The sequence below is a fragment of the Cedecea davisae DSM 4568 genome (assembly GCF_000412335.2).
GTDB classification, from domain to species: Bacteria; Pseudomonadota; Gammaproteobacteria; order Enterobacterales; family Enterobacteriaceae; genus Cedecea; species Cedecea davisae.
The window spans coordinates 1,915,512-1,937,545 of sequence record NZ_KE161030.1 but is presented as its reverse complement, the minus strand read 5'-3'; the positions used below and the strand labels follow the sequence as shown (position 1 = coordinate 1,937,545).

The 22,034-nt window shown below is 56.5% G+C and carries 20 protein-coding genes; 11 read left to right on the top strand and 9 right to left on the bottom strand.

Going from position 1 to position 22,034, the window contains the following annotated elements; genetic code table 11:
- Window positions 1-43: 43 nt before the first annotated feature.
- The 4 genes from HMPREF0201_RS09055 to HMPREF0201_RS09045 all read left to right on the top strand — a co-directional run bounded on the left by HMPREF0201_RS09055 (window position 44) and on the right by HMPREF0201_RS09045 (window position 3,317).
- A complete protein-coding gene (locus HMPREF0201_RS09055; RefSeq protein WP_016536284.1) occupies window positions 44-1,528 on the top strand; it encodes a carboxypeptidase M32 in 1,485 nt (494 codons plus the stop codon).
- Window positions 1,529-1,680: 152 nt separating this feature from the next.
- Window positions 1,681-2,106, top strand: a complete 426-nt coding sequence (gene asr, locus HMPREF0201_RS22480) for an acid resistance repetitive basic protein Asr (protein ID WP_016536283.1) — start codon at window positions 1,681-1,683, stop codon at window positions 2,104-2,106.
- A gap of 225 nt (window positions 2,107-2,331) precedes the next feature.
- A complete protein-coding gene (ydgU, locus tag HMPREF0201_RS23570) occupies window positions 2,332-2,415 on the top strand; it encodes a small membrane protein YdgU (RefSeq protein ID WP_455423510.1) in 84 nt (27 codons plus the stop codon).
- Between the two features lie 95 nt (window positions 2,416-2,510).
- Complete coding sequence (locus tag HMPREF0201_RS09045) at window positions 2,511-3,317, top strand: trypsin-like serine peptidase (RefSeq protein ID WP_016536282.1); 807 nt, start codon at window positions 2,511-2,513, stop codon at window positions 3,315-3,317.
- 3 nt (window positions 3,318-3,320) lie between these two features.
- Here HMPREF0201_RS09045 and HMPREF0201_RS09040 read toward each other — a convergent pair whose 3' ends face one another.
- From HMPREF0201_RS09040 to HMPREF0201_RS23515, 4 genes are all read right to left on the bottom strand, one after another.
- Window positions 3,321-5,489 (bottom strand): bifunctional diguanylate cyclase/phosphodiesterase, encoded by a 2,169-nt coding sequence (locus HMPREF0201_RS09040; RefSeq protein ID WP_016536281.1) that lies wholly within the window; start codon window positions 5,487-5,489, stop codon window positions 3,321-3,323.
- A 127-nt stretch (window positions 5,490-5,616) separates the two neighbouring features.
- Window positions 5,617-5,946, bottom strand: coding sequence for a multidrug/spermidine efflux SMR transporter subunit MdtI (gene mdtI, locus HMPREF0201_RS09035; protein ID WP_016536280.1), 330 nt, complete (start codon window positions 5,944-5,946; stop codon window positions 5,617-5,619).
- Entirely contained in the window at window positions 5,933-6,310 is a 378-nt protein-coding gene (mdtJ, locus tag HMPREF0201_RS09030) for a multidrug/spermidine efflux SMR transporter subunit MdtJ (RefSeq protein ID WP_115586284.1), read from the bottom strand. The genes mdtI and mdtJ overlap by 14 nt, the downstream gene beginning before the upstream one ends.
- Before the next feature lie 104 nt (window positions 6,311-6,414).
- Window positions 6,415-6,504, bottom strand: coding sequence for a protein YdgV (locus HMPREF0201_RS23515; protein WP_425304640.1), 90 nt, complete (start codon window positions 6,502-6,504; stop codon window positions 6,415-6,417).
- Between the two features lie 262 nt (window positions 6,505-6,766).
- Between HMPREF0201_RS23515 and HMPREF0201_RS09025 the strand changes: the two genes are divergently transcribed.
- Window positions 6,767-7,798, top strand: a complete 1,032-nt coding sequence (locus HMPREF0201_RS09025; RefSeq protein WP_016536277.1) for an AI-2E family transporter — start codon at window positions 6,767-6,769, stop codon at window positions 7,796-7,798.
- Between the two features lie 49 nt (window positions 7,799-7,847).
- Here HMPREF0201_RS09025 and HMPREF0201_RS09020 read toward each other — a convergent pair whose 3' ends face one another.
- The gene (locus tag HMPREF0201_RS09020) at window positions 7,848-8,462 is read right to left on the bottom strand and encodes an alpha/beta hydrolase (protein ID WP_016536276.1); all 615 of its coding nucleotides are present in this window, start codon (window positions 8,460-8,462) and stop codon (window positions 7,848-7,850) included.
- 161 nt (window positions 8,463-8,623) lie between these two features.
- Between HMPREF0201_RS09020 and HMPREF0201_RS09015 the strand changes: the two genes are divergently transcribed.
- Together HMPREF0201_RS09015 and HMPREF0201_RS09010 are read left to right on the top strand one after the other, a co-directional pair.
- Entirely contained in the window at window positions 8,624-10,120 is a 1,497-nt protein-coding gene (locus tag HMPREF0201_RS09015; RefSeq protein WP_016536275.1) for an MFS transporter, read from the top strand.
- A gap of 39 nt (window positions 10,121-10,159) precedes the next feature.
- Entirely contained in the window at window positions 10,160-10,741 is a 582-nt protein-coding gene (locus HMPREF0201_RS09010; RefSeq protein ID WP_016536274.1) for a TetR/AcrR family transcriptional regulator, read from the top strand.
- On the opposite strand, the gene HMPREF0201_RS09005 is transcribed toward HMPREF0201_RS09010, so the two are convergent.
- From HMPREF0201_RS09005 to budA, 4 genes are all read right to left on the bottom strand, one after another.
- Window positions 10,738-12,630 (bottom strand): potassium transporter Kup, encoded by a 1,893-nt coding sequence (locus HMPREF0201_RS09005; RefSeq protein WP_039898194.1) that lies wholly within the window; start codon window positions 12,628-12,630, stop codon window positions 10,738-10,740. The two genes, HMPREF0201_RS09010 and HMPREF0201_RS09005, sit on opposite strands and share 4 nt — an antisense overlap.
- A 143-nt stretch (window positions 12,631-12,773) precedes the next feature.
- A complete protein-coding gene (locus tag HMPREF0201_RS09000) occupies window positions 12,774-13,544 on the bottom strand; it encodes a (S)-acetoin forming diacetyl reductase (protein WP_039898192.1) in 771 nt (256 codons plus the stop codon).
- A gap of 21 nt (window positions 13,545-13,565) precedes the next feature.
- Window positions 13,566-15,245, bottom strand: coding sequence for an acetolactate synthase AlsS (gene alsS, locus HMPREF0201_RS08995; RefSeq protein WP_016536271.1), 1,680 nt, complete (start codon window positions 15,243-15,245; stop codon window positions 13,566-13,568).
- Window positions 15,246-15,268: 23 nt separating this feature from the next.
- Window positions 15,269-16,048 carry an acetolactate decarboxylase gene (gene budA / locus HMPREF0201_RS08990; RefSeq protein WP_016536270.1) on the bottom strand — a complete coding sequence of 260 codons (780 nt, stop codon included), beginning with the start codon at window positions 16,046-16,048 and terminating at the stop codon, window positions 15,269-15,271.
- Between the two features lie 108 nt (window positions 16,049-16,156).
- Here budA and HMPREF0201_RS08985 point away from each other — a divergent pair, with 108 nt between their 5' ends.
- From HMPREF0201_RS08985 to HMPREF0201_RS08970, 4 genes are all read left to right on the top strand, one after another.
- The gene (locus HMPREF0201_RS08985; RefSeq protein ID WP_016536269.1) at window positions 16,157-17,035 is read left to right on the top strand and encodes a LysR family transcriptional regulator; all 879 of its coding nucleotides are present in this window, start codon (window positions 16,157-16,159) and stop codon (window positions 17,033-17,035) included.
- Between the two features lie 122 nt (window positions 17,036-17,157).
- On the top strand, window positions 17,158-17,775 hold the full coding sequence (locus HMPREF0201_RS08980; RefSeq protein WP_016536268.1) for a TetR/AcrR family transcriptional regulator: 618 nt from the start codon (window positions 17,158-17,160) through the stop codon (window positions 17,773-17,775).
- Between the two features lie 77 nt (window positions 17,776-17,852).
- A complete protein-coding gene (locus tag HMPREF0201_RS08975; protein ID WP_016536267.1) occupies window positions 17,853-18,965 on the top strand; it encodes an efflux RND transporter periplasmic adaptor subunit in 1,113 nt (370 codons plus the stop codon).
- Window positions 18,965-22,033 carry an efflux RND transporter permease subunit gene (locus tag HMPREF0201_RS08970; protein WP_016536266.1) on the top strand — a complete coding sequence of 1,023 codons (3,069 nt, stop codon included), beginning with the start codon at window positions 18,965-18,967 and terminating at the stop codon, window positions 22,031-22,033. Before HMPREF0201_RS08975 ends, HMPREF0201_RS08970 begins: the two co-directional genes overlap by 1 nt.
- Window position 22,034 lies beyond the last annotated feature (1 nt).

The following is a 22,034-nucleotide window of genomic DNA, read 5'->3' as shown; positions in this document are numbered from 1 at the left end:
AATGCTATTTTCTTTGGCGTTAACAACCTGTTCACGAGGCCATATGGAAAAGCAAAACTATAATCACCTGACCCGTACCTTCCAGCGTCTGTCCCGCTTTGACCACCTGTACGCCATTGCAGGCTGGGATATGTCAACCATGATGCCCGCCAACGGCAGCCAGGCACGCGGTGAAGCCCTCTCTGAACTCAGTGTGCTTAAGCACCAGATCCTGACCGACAAGAAAATCGCCACGCTGTTGCAGGCCGCCGCTCAGGAAGATCTCGATGACGTTGAACGCGCAAACCTGCGTGAGATGACCCGCCATTACCAGGAAGCCGTGCTGCTGCCGGATGCTCTGGTTGAAGAAAAATCGCTGGTAGGCACCCGCTGCGAGCACGGCTGGCGTACCCAGCGCCCGGCCAACGACTGGCAGGGCTTTTCCACCAACCTGAAAGAAGTGGTGCGCGTGAGCCGCGAAGAAGCGCAGCTGCGTGCCGAAGCGAAAGGCATCTCCCGCTACGACGCCCTGCTGGACATCTACGAGCCGGGCATGACCAGCGCTAAGCTCGACGTGCTGTTTGGAGACCTGCGCGGCTGGCTGCCGGATCTTCTGCAGAAAGTAGTTGATAAACAAGCTAAAGAATCTCTTATCGCCCCGCAAGGCCCGTTCGCCACCGAAACGCAGCGCCAGCTGGGTCTCGACACAATGGCGCTGCTCGGCTTCGACTTTAACGGCGGCCGCCTCGACGTTAGCGCCCACCCGTTCTGCGGCGGCGTGCCGGAAGACGTGCGCATCACTACCCGCTACAACGAAGAAGAGATGTTCAGCTCGCTGTTCGGCGTGATCCACGAAACCGGCCACGCGCGCTACGAGCAGAACCTGCCGCGCGAATGGCTGGGGCAGCCCGTTTCTCTGGCACGCTCCACCGCGATTCACGAGTCGCAGAGCCTGTTCTTTGAAATGCAGCTTGGCCGCAGCGCGCCGTTCCTGAAACTTCTGCTGCCGAAAGTCACCGAGCGCTTTGGCCCGCAGCCCGCGTTTGAGCTAAATAACTTTATCAATCTTAACCAGCAGGTAGAGCGCGGCTTTATCCGCGTGGATGCCGACGAAGTCAGCTATCCGGCACACGTTGTACTGCGCTACGAAATTGAACGCGCGCTGATTGACGGTGATATCGAAGTCGATGACATTCCGGCTCTGTGGAATGAAAAAATGCAGTCCTGGCTGGGCCTGTCTACCGAAGGCAACTATCGCAACGGCTGCATGCAGGATATTCACTGGACGGACGGGGCATTTGGCTACTTCCCTTCTTACACTCTGGGCGCAATGTACGCCGCGCAGCTGTTCGCCGCCGCGAGCCGGGCGCTGCCGCAGCTGGAAAGCGACATCGCCAGCGGTGATTTCAGCGCGTTATTTGACTGGTTAAAGCAAAATATCTGGCAGCACGGCAGCCGCTTCACCACCGCGCAGCTGATTACCAATGCCACCGGAGAAGATCTTAACCCGTTGTATTTCCGTAAACATTTAGAATCCCGCTACCTGTAAAAACCTGACGCCGGGTCGCCCGCACCCGGCGTTGTACATTCCGTTACACGCCGATACCAATCACTCACTGAACACTTCCATCCTCCAGCCTATAGTTCATTTCAACGGCCCCGCAGTGGGGTTGACACATAAACAAATTCGAGGATGTCGAAATGAAAAAAGTATTAGCTCTGGTTGTTGCCGCTGCTATGGGTCTGTCTTCTGTTGCTTTCGCTGCTGACACTACTGCTACCGCTCCGGCTGCTGCTCCAGCAACCACCGCTGCTGCTCCTGCTGCTAAAGCACCTGCTGCAAAAGCAACTCATCATAAAAAACACAAAAAAGCTGCCGCTCAGAAAGCTCAGGCTGCCAAAAAGCACCACAAAAAAGCCGCTAAGCCAGCTACCGAGCAGAAAGCTCAGGCCGCTAAAAAGCACCACAAAAAAGCAGTAAAACCTGCTGCACAGAAAGCTCAGGCTGCTAAAAAACACCACAAAAAAGCAGTAAAACCAGCTGCTCAGAAAGCACAGGCTGCTAAAAAACACGTTAAGAAACACCACAAAGCTGCTGCAAAACCAGCTGTACAGCCAGCTGCATAAGTTCAACGGGGCAAACCCGGTGGCTTAAAGCGTTAACATAAAACACCCGGCTTGCCGGGTGTTTCATTAGAGATAAAGTACGACGCTTTAAACGTACTTATCGCCTGAGAAAAAAACGCAAAGAAGGGTGTCTTCTGGTTTACCCCAAACAGGTACCGTTTTTTACCTGTTTGACACCGAGGCAGACACCCGGCTTGCCGGGTGTTTATTTCTGGAGTGCGGATAATGTTGCGACGCTATAGTTTCGAGTTAATCCTCGCCCTGCTGGTAATCTGCGGAATTATCACCCTGAGCTTCTGGCTGGGTTAGTGTAGCCCGCTGTTTCTACTCCCACTTTCGGCCCGTTCCGTCTATAGTTACTGCATCTATAAAAACCATAATTATTAGCCCCTTCAGAGAGAGCTATGCGCAAAAGTGTTGTGTTGTTTTTAGGAGCGTTACTCCTTTTACCTCAACTGAGCCATGCGGACGAAGACGATAGCCCCGCTAACGTTAAAACGCTGTTCTTCGGCAAAGATGACCGTATTCGCGTGACCAACCAGGAAGATGCGCCGTGGGATGCCATCGGCCAGCTGGAAACCGCCAGCGGCAATCTGTGTACCGCCACGCTAATTTCACCTCATCTGGCGCTCACCGCCGGGCACTGCCTGCTTGAGCCGCCGCGCGGTAAGGCCGACAAAGCTATCGCCCTGCGTTTTATTTCCCATAAAGGGCAATGGCGCTATGAAATTCATGACATCGAAGGCCGGGTAGATAAATCCCTGGGCCGCCGCCTTAAGCCCGACGGTGACGGATGGCTGGTGCCTTCCAGCGCCGCGCCTTACGATTTTGGCCTGATTATCATCCGCAACCCGCCGTCCGGCATTACGCCGGTGCCGCTGTTTACCGGTGACAAAGACGCCCTGACCGCAGCGTTAAAGGCGCAGGATCGCAAAGTGACCCAGTCCGGTTATCCGCTGGATCATCTTGACGATTTGTATACCCATAATAATTGCTTAGTCACCGGCTGGGCGCAGGCGTCCGTGCTGTCGCACCAGTGCGACACCCTGCCCGGCGATAGCGGCTCTCCGCTGCTGCTGAAAACCGACGACGGCTGGCAGCTAATTGCGGTCCAAAGCTCCGCGCCTGCGGCCAAAGATCGCTACCGGGCGGACAATCGCGCCATCTCGGTGACCGGCTTCCGCGATAAGCTCGAAGCGCTGGCGCAGTAAATCTCATGCCGGATGCTGCTGACGCCATGATGACAGCGCGCTCAGCGGCATCGGTTTGCTGAAATAATATCCCTGCAGGCGGTCGCATCCGGCCTGGCACAGCAAACGTAGCTGCCCGTCGTTCTCTACTCCCTCAGCCGTGACAGCCATGCCCAGCGCGCTGGCAATTCGCACGGTGCCGCTCACCAGAGCCAGCGCCTGCTCGTCGTTGTCCACCAGGCCCGCCAGGGATTTATCTATCTTGATAGTGTCGAAGTTGAACCTACGCAGGTAGCCAATACTGGAATAGCCGTTGCCGAAATCGTCCAGCGCCATCGCCATACCCTGTGTTTTAAGATTGCGAATGGCCGCCAGCGCCCGCTCCGGGTTTTCCAGCACGTAGCTTTCGGTAACCTCCAGCTCGAGGCGCCGGGCGGGAAATTGGGTTTCTTGCAGCACTCGCGCAACTTTGTCTTCAAACTCCGGGTCGCGGAACTGCGCCGGAGAAATGTTGACCGACAGTCGTAAATCCTCAAAAGCCTGTAAATCGCTGCACGCCCGGCGCAGTACAAACTGCCCGAGCGCATAAATCAGGCCGCTGGTTTCAGCCACGCCAACAAAATCGTCCGGCTGTAGCTCCCCTCCGGGACGACGCGGCCAGCGCACCAGCGCCTCAACGCCGGTAATGGCCAGACTCCGGGCATCAATAATGGGCTGATACCAGACCTCAAACTCTTCACGCGCCAGGCCATTACGAATATCGTTTTCAATCACCAGGCGGCGCTCGCGTACGCTATTCAGCGCCGCATCATAGTAAGTAATGCGGCCTTTGCCGGTCATTTTGGAGTGATACATGGCGATATCGGCGCGGCGGAACAATTCGGAGCTGCCGCAGTCCACCAGCGAGCCGCAGGCGATACCGATGCTGGCGCTGATGTGGATGGTGCTTTCCCCTACCGGAACAGGCTGGCTGAGGTAATCCAGCACCGAACCGGCAAATGCCGATGAGAGCTCCCCGGCGTGTTCACCGCCGATCATCATCGCGAACTCGTCACCGCCCATTCTGACCAGCATGCCGTTAACCGGCACCCGGTCGCGCAGCGAGTTGGCAATGGTGATAATCAACTGGTCGCCGATGTCGTGCCCGTAAATATCATTCACGTCTTTAAAACCGTCGAGATCGATAAACACCACGCTTTTTTCGTCCTTATCCCCGCGCTTGCTGATGCTTTCCAGCCGTTCGATCAGTGCCCGGCGATTTGGCAGGTGGCTCAGCCAGTCGGTCAGGGCAATGTTTCTCGCCTGCTTTTCACCGCGCGCCAGCTTGTAAAGCCCAAGACTGCTGATGGCGATAAAAATCAGGATTAGCAGCGCGGCCAGAATAGCGATGCGCGTAATATCGGCGGAAGCCGCGTGTGCCGCCTCTGCCCCGGGCATTCTCGGCTTCCAGTTAAGGTAGCCCAGCGTCTCGCCGGAACTGCTCTTTAGCGGCACGCTGGATAAATCCAGCGCCCGTGATGCAAAACGTAGATTCTCAATCTGGAAAGTGTTGCCCAGCTCTTTGAGCATACTGCTGTTAACCTGGCGGCCGATCACCAGATAGCGGCGAGTGGCATCCCGAACCTGAAGCCGCCCCAGCATCGGGCGTATCAGGCCGATGCCGATAAAGGAAACGCCCGACGAGGTATTGGTTATTCCGGCAAAGATCTTTTTATCATCTTTCAGCGCCTGAGCATGCTGGCGAACCATCGCCTCAAATCCTTTGCCGAGCGGGCTGATGCTGCTCCCGGCAACGCGCTGGCCGCGAAACGAGCCCCAAAGGATATTGAAACTTTCATCCAGGACGTATACGCCGTCGTAGAGATTGTTGATTTTGTAGCCCGCGCCCCAGGTGTTATACAGCCAGTTAACGTCCAGCTCCTGGCGATACACCTGGTTTACCGCGTCGTCCCAGACCGCGTTATCAATCACCAGCGCCCAAACGCGGTTAACCGAAGTCTGGATAGCACCCTGCACCGACAGCGCGCTGCGGTGCTCATCTATCTCATTGGTTTTACTACTGATAAGGTGCAGCGAAAGGTATAGCAGCGCGATAATAGAAATCACTAACCCGATGCCAGCCATAAAAATCATGGCAAACAGGGTTCCGGCGACGGGCGTGCTTTTCCAGCTAAGGGGATTACGCAATTTCATCTCTCTTTTAAGTGAAATAACGTTGAGCTAACCGGTGATTAATTAAGAGGAGTCTCTTTTACCGTAAAATAAGCGTAATACACTTACGGCAAAGCGCTGCCCGATAATTAACGGGCAGCGTGATAGATCAGGCAAATTTGATAATAACCATCCCTGCGAGCAGCAAGGCAAGGCCAATCCAGCCCTTACGGTTCAGCTTCTGGCCGAACAAGATCCAGCCTGCGGCGGCGGTAGCAATAATCCCAAAACCGCCCCACAGCGCATAGGCCACTGACAGCTCGATCCCTTTTACCGCCTGGGCCAGGGCGCTAAATGCCGCCAGTACGGCCAGTAAAGAGAGCACGCCGTAGAGCGGGCGACGGAAGCCATCCGAATGTTTTAATAATATATTCGCGGCGATTTCCAGCACGATAGCAAGCAGCAGCCACAGAGCATGAACCCACTCAAACGACGGCATGATCGCCTCCCTTTTCCGCTTTCTGTTTACGCGGTTTTTTGGTTAGCGTGCCGGATTTAATCAGCGCGATGCCGACAACCAGCGTGCTCAGGCCGAGTATTTTCAGCGGTGAAATGGACTCATCAAACAGCAGCACGCTGAATACGGTAATAAACAAAATACCGATGCCTTCCCACATGGCATAGGCCACGCCGAGGGCAATTTTTTTCACCGAGAACGACAGTAAAATATAAGAGAGGGCGATCATGACCAGCATGAAAATATAACCTGCGTTATTTTCGCTGACGCTTGACCATTTCATTGACAAAGTGCCGGTAATTTCGGCAACGATAGCCAGTCCCAGTAAAATCCAGTAAATCATGATTTCTCTCCTGACAGAGAAAATAAAGCTGCAAGAAGCCTGCAAGACACGTCAAACCGACGAGCAAGCCAAATTAAAGGTGCAAAAAATTTGTCAGAAGAAAGGGACTAAAGCGCGTTGCGCCAGTGTTGTTCACCAGAAAGGGAAGAGGCAGAAGTAGTAAAAATAAAAGAGTTGCTTAAAGGGGTATTGAACATATTGTCCATAATTTTTCCAACTTATCCGCGGTGTTGCTTCTCGTCAGTTGCGGATAGAAAATTGTCCTCAGTAGTTAAACACGCCAAATTTGTACCATAATTCGGTATCTTAGCCCGCGACCTTTGCAATTCTTTACGCTGCCCCCCCCTGGCTTCACAATGTATTAAACTGTTGGCAACGTTTAAAATAGCGTAATTAATCGATGAATTTTTTACCGGCGGTGTATTATTTTCTGCCTGTAACCGTGGAGAACCTGCAACAATGGCGAAACCAATAATAACTCTGCGCGCTCTGAAAGCCGTGATTATGCTGGGAATGTTGGTAATTATTCTTGTGGGAATAAAAGCCGCGGCGGATATCATCGTGCCGTTTATTCTGGCGCTGTTTATCGCGGTTATTCTCAACCCGCTGATTCGCCGTCTTGAGCGCCTGCGCGTTCCGCGCGTGCTCGCCATCAGCCTGGTTATCGTGATTATTATTTTGAGTATGGTGCTGCTGCTCGCCTATCTCGGCACGTCGCTGAACGAGCTGGCTCGTACCCTGCCCCAATACCGTTCTTCGCTTGCCGTACCGCTGCAAACGCTGGAGCCGTGGCTACAGCGGGCGGGGATCTCGGTTTCCGTCGATCAGCTCATGAAATATGTTGACCCCAACGCGCTGATGACCCTGGTTACCGGTCTGCTGACCCAGCTCTCCAACGCCATGACCTCCATCTTCCTGCTGCTGCTCACCGTGGTGTTTATGCTGATTGAAGTCCCGCAGCTGCCGCGCAAGCTCCAGCAATTGATGTCCCGCCCGGAAGAAGGCATGGGCGCTATCCAGCGTGCTTTGGACAGCGTCAGTCATTATCTGGTGCTGAAAACGGCCATCAGCATCGTGACCGGGATTGTGGTGTGGGGAATGCTGGCGGCGCTTGAGGTACGCTTTGCTTTTATCTGGGGCCTGCTGGCCTTTGCCCTCAACTACATTCCGAATATCGGCTCGGTTATAGCGGCTATTCCGCCCGTGGTGCAGGTGCTGGTGTTTAATGGCCTGTATGAAGCGCTGATTGTGGTGGCGGGCTACCTGGTGATTAACCTGGTGTTCGGCAATATTCTCGAGCCACGCATGATGGGGCGCGGGCTGGGCCTTTCAACGCTGGTGGTGTTTTTATCGTTAATCTTCTGGGGCTGGCTGCTCGGCCCGGTGGGCATGCTGCTTTCAGTACCGCTGACAATTGCGGTGAAAATTGCGCTGGAGCAGACCGAGGGCGGCAAGAGTATTGCCGTGCTGCTTAGCGATATGAGCAAGTGATTGCTTCCGTGGCCCCCTTCAGGGAGGAGGCCACGGTGAGAAGAATATTTTACTCAGGGTCCAGTTCAAAACGCTCGGCGATGTAGCCCATCGCCTGAGAAACACCGTCGGCGCTTATGGTGTGTACTACGCCAGGTTCGAACAGCGTTTCAACCTCGGCTCCGGCTTCCGTGAGCGCCGCCGCTGCGGCTTCGCTTTCCGCCCAAGGGATCACCTGATCCGCCATTCCATGGATAAGCAACGCTGAAGCATCTGCCGCGAGCTGGTAAGGTTTTGGGGAAGCAAGTCGCCCGGAGAATGCCACCACGCCTGCCAGCGGGAAGCGAGCGGTCACCAGCGCGTCCAGCGCCATAATCGATCCCTGAGAAAAGCCCAGCAAAATCACCTGGTCTTTGCCCGGAACCACATCGTGCTGCTCAAAAATAGCCCGAAGTTGAGCGTCGAATGCCGCCCTCGCCTCAACGATGCGCTGTGCACGATTTTGCTCCGTCACGCCCGCCAGGCTAAACCACTGGTACGCCTCGCCGCCGCCGTCAAAAGGCTCGCTGCCGTTCGGAGAAGCAAACAGGACTTCCGGCATGACCTGCTGGAAAAATAGCCCCAGCCCTTCTAAATCCGCCCCGGAACTTCCCACGCCGTGCAACATAACGATCAGTTTTTTCATTTCCCTGCCTTCTCCTGAAACCCATATCGGATTGCTGATATGGGTTTACCCTATCGTATTCGCCATTCCAACAACAGATCCCGGGTTGTCTTTGAGCGGTTGCTCAAGTATATTTCACGCTTGAGCAACCGCTCAATTTCCGTTTTTTAGAGGCATTAACCATGCAGTTCACTAATCGCTGGCTGATTCTGGCGATCCTCACCAGCACCCTGTTTTTAATCATTATTGATATGACGGTGCTCTACACCGCATTGCCGCGGCTTACCCAGGCGCTGAACGCAACCGCGTCAGAAAAGCTGTGGATAATCAACGCCTACCCGCTGGTTGCGGCTGGCCTGCTGCCCGGCGCGGGCATGCTAAGCGACAGGCTCGGCCATAAATTGATGTTTATGTCGGGGCTGCCGGTATTCGGCATAGCTTCTCTATGCGCCGCTTACTCTCCTACGGCGGAACTGCTGATTGCATCCCGTGTGTTCCTCGCCATTGGCGCAACGATGATGATGCCGGCAACGCTTGCCATCGTCCGTCAGGTGTTTATCAACGAACGCGAGCGCGCGCTCGCCATCGGAATCTGGTCGGCTGTGGCATCCGCCGCCGCCGCGCTCGGCCCGGTTGTGGGCGGCGTACTGCTGGAATACTTCTGGTGGGGCTCCGTGTTCCTGATAAACGTGCCGGTCGTGCTGCTGGTTATCGTCTTTGCCTGGTTCCTGATCCCGCGTGATGCGGGAAACCCGCAGCGCCCGTGCGACTTTATCGCATCGCTGCTGATTATGTTCGGGCTGGTTGGGGTGATTTACGCCCTCAAAGAGCTCAGCAAAATGGACGCCTCAATGCTGACGATTGTCGGCTCTCTGCTGGTTGGCGTGCTGTTTTTGGCGCTATTTGTGCGCCGCCAGAAAAACGCGGCACAGCCGATGATCGACTTCTCGCTGTTCCGTAACCGCATGTTTGCCAGCGGTATTTGCGTGGCGATTATTACGATGATCGCGCTTACCGGCATCGAACTGGTGCTGACCCAGCGACTCCAGCTGGTGCTCGGTCTTACGCCGCTGCTGGCGGGACTGTCGATTCTGCCGATCCCGATTGGCTCCGCCCTTGCCTCCCCGCTTGCTGGCATCATGCTGCCGCGCTGGGGCGGTTCCAGGATGATGGTTTTCGGGCTGCTGGTTACCGCTCTCGGTATGGCTGGCGTGGCGCTGCTTGCCGACTATAGTCTCGCTCCGCAGCTTGCCGCCCTGTTTGTTATCGGCCTCGGGCTTGGCGTCGCTTTTACCGCGGCTTCAACCTCAATCATGCTTAACGCTCCGGAAGAAAAAGCCGGAATGGTGGCGGCGATTGAAGACGTGTCGTGGGAAATGGGCGGCGTGCTAGGCGTAACGCTGCTCGGCGGCCTGATGACGGCGGTATACAGCTCAAGCCTGGTGCTGCCGGACGGGCTGGTCAGCGGCAAGGCGGCCTATGACAGCCTGGACGAGGCGCTGCATCTTGCCCGAAATATGAGCGAGCAAGGCGCAGAGCAGTTGACCAGCCTTGCGCGCGCTGCGTTTGGGCAAGCCTATCTGACGGTCGTAATCTCTGCCGCAGCGCTGGTTGCCGCCAGCACCCTGGCGCTGAAATACGCCCTGCGTCAGACGGAAAATAGCGTTAAAAACTGCTAAGATAGCTTCCCTGACGCTATAGATAATTGTGGAATAATCATGAAACAAGCAGCTGACACGCTGAGAAGCAAAATCCTGAGCGGGGCCATCGAGCTGTTCATTGAGAAAGGTATTGAGAAAGTGACCACCCGCGAACTGACCGAGCGGGTGGGCATCTCACGCAGCCACATTTATCACTATTTCCGCGACTGGCAAACGCTGTGCATCGAAGCAATGACCGACTTTTTAATGGCCGATCTGCACAGATTTATCGAAGAAACCAACGCTTTTTCCCCGGAAGAAAAACTGCGCCGACTGACCCACACTTACCTCCCCCATGCGCCGGATGCGGTCTGGCAGCTCTACGGCGCGCTGTGGCACCAGGCGGCTCACAGCCCACTGTGGGCGGAGCTGGCGCTGTATATGACGCAAAAATGGGAAAAGGTGCTGGCGGATATTATTGCCGCCGGTATCGCCGAAGGTATTTTCAAAACGGTTGATGCCGGCCGCGTTACGCGCCAGCTTAGCGCCCTGCTGAATGGCTATGCCGACAAGCTGCTGGTTGCCTCAGCGCCTGCCGACAGAGAGCTGGCGCTGGGCGATATCGACAGTTTTATCCGCCTGGTTCTGCGCTCCGCTTAAATCGCTATGCGGCGGCTAATTTCAACCACCCGGTCGCTCGGCAGCCGATAATAATGGGTCACATGGGTGGCGTTCCTGAGCATAAAAGCAAAGCCTTTGCGCTGCCAGCCCGGAATCCCTTTCCCATCCTCACGCGGGACAATAGTTTCGTGGCCGAGATAGTAAGTCACATCCTCCACCGAAAAAGCACACGCCATTTCACCCAGCCTCGCCATTAGCTCGGGAATATGCGGCCTTTCCATAAAGCCGTACTGGGCGATACCGCGCCAGTAATCCGGTGCCTGCTCGATAATCACCAGTCGCTCTCCGGCGGGAACGCGCGGCACGTTCATAATCGAAATCGTCAGCGACAGCACCTGCTGCTGTAGCGCATGGTTACGCGCAACATGCCAGCGCATCACGGGCGGAATACCGTTGCGATTTTTAGTCAGAAACACCGCCGAACCCTGTACGCGAGGCACGCCCCGCTCTTTCAGCGCGGCGAAGAACGTGTTGACGTCGATGACCTTCTCATTCACCGCATTAGCCGCCTCGCCAGCACCTCGATGCCAGACCAGCATGGTGGTGCAAACTACCGCCGCCAGCAGCAGCGGAATATAGCCGCCCTCCAGCACTTTAATCAGGTTGGCAATTAAGAAGCAGGTATCGATGATCAAAAAGCCCCCCGCCACCAGCGCGCTGGTCAGCCGCCGCCACTGCCAGATGTGGCGCATCGCCACATATAGCAGCCCGGAGGTCATCAGCATGGTGAGCGAGACCGCAATGCCGTATGCCGCGGCGAGGTTTTCAGAGGATTTAAAGAACACCGTCAGGAACAAGGTGACGGCCATCAACAGCCAGTTTATTGTGCCGATATAAATCTGCCCGTAGCTTTCAGCGGCGGTTTGCCTGATGCGTAAACGCGGCAGCCAGCCGAGCTGAATGGCCTGCCGGGTCATGGAGAATGCGCCGGTGATTATCGCCTGGCTGGCAATAATGGTGGCAAGCGTGGCGAGGATAACCAAAGGCATCAGCAGTGCCGGAGGGCACAGCCTGAAAAAGATGTTTTGGCTGATATCCGCCCCGGAAAGGATAAGCGCCGACTGCCCGGCGTAATTCAGCAGTAAGCTCGGGAACACCACGCCAAACCAGGCCAGCCAGACCGGTTTTTTACCGAAGTGCCCCATATCGGCATACAGCGCTTCGGCTCCGGTGACGCACAGGAAGACTCCGCCCAGCACCATAAAGCTCACAAAGCCGTTAGAAACCAGAAACTTCAATCCATACCACGGATTGAGCGCCATCAACACCGCCGGATGCTGGGCAATGCCCCAGATCCCCAGCCCGGCAATCGAAATAAACCACAGCGCCATAATCGGGCCAAATACCTTGCCGATTTTCGCCGTGCCGAACGGCTGAACCGCAAACAGCGCCACCAGAATAGCAACGGCAATCGGCAGCACGTAGGTTTCGGCTTCGGGCCAGAGAATATTCATGCCTTCAATCGCCGAAAGCACCGAAATGGCCGGGGTAATTGCCCCGTCGCCGTAAATAAGCGCCGCCCCCAGCAGAGCGGCAAGCACCACCCAACGCGAGCCTTTATCTTTCGCCACCAGCAGCGACATCAGCGCCATGATCCCGCCTTCGCCATGGTTGTCGATGCGCATGGCAAACATCGCGTACTTCACCGAAGTAATCAGGATCAGGGTCCAGATAATCAGCGACAACAGCCCGAGGATCACCGCCGGAGTTGGGTTATTCCCCGAAAGCAGCAGCACCGTTTTCAGGGTATACAGCGGGCTGGTGCCGATATCACCAAACACCACGCCCAGCGCGCTACCGGCCAGAATCAGCTTGTGCGGCGATGAAACGGCAGCTTCCCCGCCGCCCGCCGGTGACAACTTTGACATACCCAATCCCTTCTGTAATTTTTCTACCGTTGGTGATGACAAAGTATAGAGGTTGGTAAAAAGCTTCAGATAAACGGCGGTAAATAAAAAAGGCCTGGCAGTATCATTGCCAGGCCAAAAGGTACTCCACATTAAAAAGGCTATTAATTAAAGACCATACCGCCGTCGATAAGCAGCGACTGGCCGGTCATATAATCGGAGTCGGCGCTGGCGAGGTAAGAGACGCAGGAAGCCACGTCTTCCGGCTCGGACAGGCGGCCAAGAGTGATGCGTTTGGCGAATTCTGCCGTGCCGTAGCCCAGTGGTTTACCGGCGGCTTCAGAAACCTGACGGTCAATTTCAGCCCACATTGGCGTTTTCACAATGCCAGGGCAGTAGCCGTTAACGGTAATGCCAAGCGGAGCCAGGTCGCGAGCTGCGGTCTGGGTCAGGCCACGCACCGCAAATTTACTCGAGCTGTAAACCGCCAGTTCCGGGTTGCCGACGTGCCCTGCCTGAGAGCAGGCATTGATGATTTTGCCGCCGTGGCCTTCGGCTTTAAACGCTTTGACCGCCGCCTGAATACCCCAGATAACGCCTTTCACGTTGATGTTGTAAACTTTATCGACGATTTCCGGGGTGATTTCCTCAATCGGCGTAGAAGGCGCAACCCCGGCGTTATTCACAATCACATCGAAACCACCCAGCCCTTTGCGTGCCGCTTCAACGGCGGCAAACACCTGCTCGCGGCTGGAGACATCGACGGTTACATCCAGCGCACGCCCGCCGTTGCGGTTAATTTCGTCAGCCACTTCTTTTGCGGTTTTCGCGTTGAAATCAGCAATGGCGACGGCAAAACCGTCTTTAGCCAGACGCAGTGCGATAGCTTTCCCAATTCCCTGACCGGCACCGGTCACTAATGCTACTTTTTTCATCATTTTATCCTTCTGTATTTTTTAGAGAATTTGGCTGAGGTGCAGCTGGCCCATCAGCAGATGGTTGTCGCTGTAATCAACCGGAATGGCGACCACCGCGGGACCGTTAACATCCATTGCGGCGCGTAAAGTCGGCTCCAGAGCTTCGGCGCTTTCCACCGCAAACCCTTTGGCCCCAAAGGCATCGGCATAGGCTTTAAAGTCCACCGGACCAAAGTTCACGCCGGACAGGCGTTGATATTTTTTCTGCTCCTGAATCGCCACCATGTTGTAGGCGTTATCGACCCAGATGATGTGCAGGATGTTAGCGCCCAGCCGCACCGCAGTTTCCAGCTCCATGCTGGATTGCAGGAAGCCCCCGTCACCGGAAACGGAAACCACTTTGCGCCCGGGATTGACCAGCCATGCGCCAATCGCCCACGGCAGAGCCACGCCCATGGTTTGCTGGCCGTTAGAAATCATCAGCTGGCGTGCGCGGAAGCTATAGAGGTAGCGGGCAATCCAGATGTGGAAACTGCCCATATCAACCGTCAGCGTTACGTCGTCGTTCACGATATCCTGCATGGCACGAACGATGCGCAGCGGATGGAGAGCGAACTGGTTAAGCTGCGCGCCCCGGCGGTTCAGCAGTTCACGCTGATGCTGCCTGTCGATGAGGATTTCAGAAGCGCGTGGGCTAAGAATCAGCGGCTTTTCTATCAGCGCGGTGAGCTTGCTGAGCGTTCCGGCGATATCGCCGACCAGTTCAACGTTCGGCACATAATTGCGTTCCTCATAAGCCGGAAGCACATCGATATGCACCAGCGTAGCGTCGCCGGTATTCCACATCGCCGGTTCGTATTCAACCGGGCTGTAGCCGATGCAAACAACCAGGTCAGCCAATTGCAGCAGGCGGTCACCGGCCTGGTTATTGAACAGGCCAATGCGCCCGGCAAAGCGAGAAAAGTGCTGTTGATTTACCGCCCCGGCGGCCTGGTAGGTGCTGGTAACCGGGATGCCGCTTTTCTCCAGCAGATGGCGCAGCGCCGCGCTGTTCTCGGTCTGGCTCGCCATTAACCCAAGCAGGAACACCGGATTTTTAGCCGCAGCAATCAGTTTTGCCACCTCTTCAATGGCCGCATCCGGCGCGGCACCTGACTGAATTGCGCCGCTTGCAGGCAGAATATTGCCGGTTGCCGGGCCGTCGCTAATATCCTGCGGCAGGCTGACGAAGGCGCTGCCTGGGCGGCCATGTTCGGCGGCGCGGAAGGCATTAGAGACCACTTCGGCGATAGCGTCCGGGGCGGAAACTTCAACAGCATATTTGGTCACCGGGCTGAACATCGCCACCGTATCCATGCTCTGGTGAACCTGTTTGGCTTTATCGGAACGTTTTACCGCGCCGCCGAGCGCCACCACCGGGTCGCCCTCGCTATTGGCCGTCGCCATGCCGGTAATCAGGTTTGAGCACCCCGGCCCGGAAGTGACCAGAGCCACCCCTGCTTTGCCGGTAATGCGCCCCACCGCCGCAGCCATAAAGGCGGCGTTTGCCTCGTGGCGTACCGGGATAAGCTCGATTGGCGAGTCGTTCAGGGAATCAAATACTTTGTCTATTTTCGCCCCGGGAATGCCAAATACATGCTTCACGCCCTGAGCTTCAAGTTGAGCAACAACCATGTCGGCACCGTGCGCCCACTGACGCAGAGGTTTTTTATTGTCCATCGTTTGTTTCCTCCAGCGGAACGCTAGTTTTCTACCGCACGGATAGCGGCATCAAGATTATCGGGATGAAGATCGGCATTAAGGAAAGCGCTGTCCGCCGGGAGGTCGATCATCAGTTTGTGAATTTCACCGAAGGTCAACACGCCCTGCTCCAGCTGGTAGTCGAGCAGATGCCCGCCGCCCTGGCGGTCGTCGGTAATAAAGTGTTCGTGGTAACCGGCCACATTAATGCCCTGCATGTGCTGCGGCGTGCGGAATCCCACCAGCACCCCGGCGCGGCTGTTAAAGCGGAACACCGGTTGGTCATCCAGGACGTCTGTCATTGCACGGTAAGGCGGCGTCTGGCGCGGTACGGTGCGGGTGTGCGCGTGGCGGAAGTGTCCGTCAATGCGTAAGGCGCAGAACAGGTTATCGGAAGGGATTTTTTGGTCGATGATCTGGTGCAGTTCCTGGCGGCTGGTCAGGCTGTCGATGCGTAACCGGTATTGCGGTTTAAACCAGGTCATTACCGCGAAGGGCGTTTTCTGCTGTGGACTGGCCGCTCTGGCGCTGCCGTCAGACCGCAGTTGGTAGACCTGGCTGTTAAAGGCAATCATCTCGCCGTCCAGCTCGTTAAAGGTGCCGAGGCCAAAATCCCCACGCTTGAGCAGGTCGGCCATTGTGGTTTCGCCTTCATACACACCGCTCAGGAGCGCGCTCATCAGCGAAGTTTGATATATCATGTTTTCTTTATTTCTTGCGGCAAAAGTCTCGACCATTTCTAGCAGGCTTTTCTCACAGGAACAGAGTGTTAGGTCGATCATCGCGGTTTATCCTCGCGCCGGGACAGTTAAGAAACGTTAATAAGATGTTGACTCGATCCAGCTCACAGTTCCAATATAAAACTCCCTCAGGTTTAAGACGTTTTTGATATGGAACTTCGCTATCTCCGCTATTTTGTTGCCGTCGCCCAGACGCGCAACTTCACCCGAGCCGCCGAACTGCTTGGGATTTCCCAGCCGCCGCTCAGCCAGCAAATACAGCGCCTGGAGCGCGAAGTGGGCACCCCGCTGCTGCACCGCCTGACCCGCGGCGTGGAGCTGACCGAGGCCGGGGAGGCCTTCTACCAGGATGCCTGCCAGATCCTCGCCCACAGCGACGCCGCGCTGGAAAAAGCCCGCGGCATTGCGCGCGGCATAAACGGCAAGCTTTCGCTGGGTATTGCCAGTTCAAACGCTTTCAATCCGAAGATTTTTTCGCTGCTGCGGCAATTTCAGCAGCAATATCCCGCCATCGAACTGCGGCAGCGGGAGACGAATATGGCGGAGCTAATGCAGGAGCTGGATGAGGGCTTGCTGGACGTGGCGTTCGTGCGCCTGCCCTGCGAAAGCAGCAAACGTTTCAGCCTGCGGCTGGTAGATGAGGAGCCGACGATGATTGCCCTGCACCGGGATCATCCGCTTTCTGGTGAAAATGAGCTGGCGCTGGCCGCGCTGGCAGACGTGCCGCCGGTGCTGTTCCCGCAGGAAGTCGCGCCGGGGCTTTATGAAATGATGTATAACGCCTGCCTGCGGGCCAATATTGATTTGAAAAATGCCTGCCAGGCTTCGCAGATATCTTCTTCGCTCAGCATGGTTTCCGCCGGATTCGGCTTTGCCCTGGTACCCGCCTCGATGGCTTGTATCGCCAGCCCGAATGTCACCTTCCACCCGATACGCGGCGATGAAATAAAAACCGATGTCGCCGTGGCCTGCCGGCAGTTCGAACGATCTCCGTCGGTAAAGCGTTTTTTACAGATGCTCGGGCAGTAACCTGATTATTTCTATCAGCACGGTAAGCCGTGCTGAACACCTTTTAGGATTAGAATAATCCACCGCGGGTAACCCAATGCTACAATGGTCACCATTCACTCGTTCGATTACAGGGAGCACGCATGTCCGATACCAGCGTCCAGGCAGCAGAAACCAGAGGGCCTGCCGAACACAATGTCAGGGAGCAGATTATCCACGCCGCGACAGATTTCTTCGGCCATTATGGTTTTGAAAAAACCACGGTTTCAGACCTGGCCAAAGCGATTGGCTACTCCAAAGCCTATATCTATAAGTTCTTCAAATCCAAGCAGGAAATTGGCGAAGTTATCTGCGATAACCGACTTACGTTGATGATAGACAGAGTCAGCGCCGCGGTAAACGACGCTAACGGGGCGTCGGCGCAGCTGCGGGCAATGTTTAGCGAGTTGATTGCCGCGGGCAGCGACCTGTTCTTCTATGACCGCAAGCTGCACGATATCGCTATTGCCTCCTGCCAGCACAACTGGCCGTCCGCCGAGCGCTACAAGCAGCAGTTGAAAATTATGTTAGCAAATATTATCCAGAGAGGCCGCCAGTCAGGCGAGTTTGAGCGCCGCAGCCCGCTGGATGAGACCGTGGATGCCGTTTTTCTGGTGATGCTGCCCTTTATTAATCCGGTTCAGCTGCAATACAACCTCGACCTCGCGAAGCAGGCGGAGCAGCAGCTTCCCGCCCTGATCCTAAAAAGCCTGATGCCATGACGGCATTTTGTGACCATTGACTAAATTGGTCACTTGAATAATTATCGCGTTCCTGACTCGCGTTTATAAGGGAACGTATGTTTCGTCTTCGGCCTTTTCCGGTGGTTGCTGCCCTGCTGTGCACAACCCTTACCGCCTGCGATAACTCGTCTAAGCAAGACGATCCGCGAACCCAGCCTCCGCTGGTGCGAACAAGCACCGTGCAGCCTGCAAACGACGCCGCGCGCTCATTCACCGGCGTTGTGGCCTCCCGCATTCAAAGCGACCTGGGTTTCCGCGTCTCCGGTAAGATCCTTGAGCGCCTGGTGGATAAAGGGCAAACGGTCAAAAACGGCCAGCCTCTGCTGCGGCTGGACCCGCAGGACCTAAGCTTGCAGGCCAGAGCACAAGACCAGGCCGTTGCGGCGGCAAAAGCGCGTGCAAAGCAGGCCGCAGCGGACGAAACCCGCTACCGGAGCATAATCGGCACCGGGGCAATTTCAGCTTCTCAGTACGACCAGGTTAAAGCCAAGGCCGACAGCGCCAGAGCCGATCTTCAGGCCGCGCTGGCGCAGGCCAACGTTGCGAAAAATGCGATGAACTACGCCGTGCTGACGGCGGACTCTGACGGCGTGGTGGTGGAGACTCTGGCCGAGCCAGGCCAGGTTGTTTCCGCCGGGCAAGCGGTGATAAGGCTGGCCCGCGCCGGGCAGCGTGAAGCGGTAGTTAACCTGCCGGAGACCCTGCGCCCCGATATCGGCACCGTTGCCAGCGCTCATTTGTACGGCGGTGACGGAAAACCCGTTGCGGCCACGCTGCGCCAGCTTTCCGATGCAGCCGACCCGCAAACGCGAACCTTCGAAGCCAAATTTGTTCTAGCTCCCCCGCTCTCGCAGGCGCCGCTCGGCAGCACGGTAACGATTGATATTCCCGAGGGCGGCCACCGGTCTCAAAACCTGACCATTCCGCTGGCTTCGATTTACGACGCGGGCAAAGAGAAAGGGTCCGGCGTTTGGGTCGTCTCCGGGAAACCGGCAAAAGTGAGCTGGCAGCCGGTCACCGTTCTCAGAATCAGCGATGAGTCCGCCGTGGTTTCCGCCGCGCTGCCGGATAATGCCAGCATTGTGGCGTTAGGCGTCCACCTTCTGCACGAAGGCGAAGAAGTCAGGCCGCAGGCCCAGAGCACCCCCGACGTAGCGGGAGCGCCATAATGAGCGACCAGCGCTTTAACCTCTCCGCGCTCGCGGTGCGGGAGAAATCGGTCACCCTGTTTATGATCCTGCTGATAACCCTTGCCGGGATAATCGCGTTTCTCAAGCTTGGCCGTGCGGAAGACCCGCCCTTTACCGTAAAACAGCTTACCCTGATAACCGCCTGGCCGGGCGCGACAGCGCAGCAAATGCAGGATCTGGTGGCCGAGCCGCTGGAAAAAAGGATGCAAGAGCTGGATGCTTATGACCGCACCGAAACCTACACCCGGCCCGGCCTCGCCTACAGCATCGTTTCTTTAAAAGACAGCACGCCACCGGCTGCCGTGCCGGAAGCGTTTTACCAGGCGCGTAAAAAGATCGGCGACGAAGCCAAAAACCTGCCTGACGGCGTTATCGGCCCGCTGGTGAATGACGAATTCTCCGACGTAACCTTCGCCCTGTTTGCCCTTAAGGCAAAGGGCGAACCGCAGCGCCTGCTGGTGCGTGACGCGGAAAACCTGCGGCAGCAGTTGCTCCACGTTCCCGGCGTGAAAAAGGTCAATATCATCGGCGAGCAGGCGGAGCGTATTTTCGTTTCGTTCTCACACGACCGGTTGGCAACCCTTGGCGTCTCTCCGCTCGACATCTTTAAAGCGCTAAGCAACCAGAACCTGCTAAGCCCGGCGGGATCCATCGACACCTCCGGCCCTCAGGTGTTTATTCGCCTGGACGGGGCGCTGGATCAGCTGGATAAAATCCGCAACACCCCGATTGTGGCTCAGGGAAAAACCCTGAAACTTTCCGACGTTGCCAGCGTGGATCGCGGCTATGAAGATCCGGCTACGTTCCTGGTGCGCAATAACGGCGAACCGGCGCTGCTGCTCGGCGTAGTAATGCGCGACGGCTGGAACGGGCTGGAGCTGGGTAAAGCGCTGGATAGTGAAACCCGCAAAATCAACGACGGTATGCCGCTGGGCATGACGTTAAGCAAAGTCAGCGATCAGTCGGTCAACATCAGCTCCGCCGTTAACGAGTTTATGATGAAGTTCTTCGCCGCCCTGCTGGTGGTGATGCTGGTGTGCTTCTTGAGCATGGGCTGGCGCGTCGGCATTGTGGTCGCCGCAGCCGTGCCGCTGACGCTTGCCGTGGTGTTTATCGTCATGGCGGCGACGGATAAAAACTTTGACAGGATAACCCTCGGGTCGCTGATCCTGGCGCTCGGGCTGCTTGTTGACGACGCAATTATCGCCATTGAAATGATGGTGGTGAAAATGGAGGAAGGCTACAGCCGGGTAAAAGCCTCGGCCTATGCCTGGAGCCACACGGCCGCGCCGATGCTGGCGGGCACGCTGGTAACGGCTATCGGTTTTATGCCAAACGGCTTTGCCCACTCCACCGCCGGGGAATACACCAGCAACATGTTCTGGATTGTCGGCATCGCGCTGGTTGCCTCCTGGCTGGTAGCCGTAGTGTTTACGCCTTATCTGGGGGTAAAATTATTGCCCGAGCGGCATAAAGCGGTGCTGGCAGAGCACGCTGTCTACACCAGTAAAAACTACAACCGTTTCAGAGCACTGTTGAAAAAAGTCATCGCCAGAAAGTGGCTAACCGCGGGCTCAGTGGTGGGCTTATTTTTGCTCGCCATCGCCGGAATGGCCGTGGTTAAGAAGCAGTTCTTCCCTATTTCCGACCGCCCGGAAGTGCTGGTAGAAGTGCAGATGCCTTACGGCACGGCCATCGGGCAAACCACGCTTGCCACAGAGAAGATTGAAAAATGGCTCGGGCGGCAGAAAGAGTCAAAAATCGTGACCTCCTATATTGGCCAGGGCGCACCGCGCTTCTACCTGGCTATGGCACCCGAATTGCCCGACCCGTCATTTGCCAAAATCGTTATCCTCACTCCCGACCCGGAAGCCCGCGAGGCGCTGAAATTCCGGCTACGCCAGGCGATTAGCGACGGGCTTGCGCCCGAAGCCAGAGTACGCGTAACCCAGCTGGTATTCGGGCCTTACACTCCCTACCCCGTTGCCTTTCGCGTTATGGGGCCGGACCCGGACGTGTTAAGGGATATTTCCGCCCGGGTTGAAGCGGTGATGATCGGCAGCCCGCAGATGCGCACCGTGAATATCGACTGGGGATCAAGGGTGCCGACGCTGCACTTCACGCTGAACCAGGACCGCCTGAATGCCGTGGGCCTGACTACCGCTTCCGTCTCGCAGCAATTACAGTTCCTGCTTTCCGGCGCTCCGCTTACCGAGGTTCGGGAGGATATTCGCTCCGTGCAGGTCACGGGCAGAGCGAGGGGCGAGATCCGTAACGATCCGGCGCAGCTTTCGGCGCTAACGCTGATGGGCGCGGACGGCCAGAAAGTGCCGCTTTCGCAGATTGGCAAGGTCGAAGTGGTAATGGAAGACCCGGTGCTAAGACGCCGGGACAGAACGCCGACCATCACCGTACGCGGCGACGTGGCGGAAGGCCTCCAGCCGCCGGATGTTTCTACGGCGATGCTGAAGCAAATCGCGCCGATTATCGACAAGCTCCCGGCGGGCTACAGGATTGAGCAAGCGGGCGCGATTGAAGAATCCGGCAAAGCCACCGCGGCCATGGCTCCGCTGTTCCCGATAATGATTGCTCTGACGCTGCTGGTAATTATTTTGCAGGTACGCTCGATTTCAGCCATGTTGATGGTGTTTGCCACCAGCCCGCTGGGGCTGATTGGCGTGGTGCCAACGCTTATCCTCTTCAACCAGCCGTTTGGTATTAATGCCCTGGTGGGGCTGATTGCGCTGTCGGGAATTTTGATGCGTAACACCTTAATTCTCATCGGGCAGATACGGCATAACGAGCTGGCGGGCCTCACGCCGTTTAACGCCGTGGTGGAGGCGACGATTCAGCGTTCGCGCCCGGTTCTGCTCACCGCCCTGGCGGCGATTCTGGCGTTTATCCCGCTCACCCACTCGGTATTCTGGGGCGCGCTGGCTTATACGCTCATCGGCGGTACGTTAGGCGGCACGGTGATGACCCTGCTGTTCCTGCCTGCGATGTACGCCATCTGGTTCAGGATCAAACCAGAAAACACGGCCAGCTGAT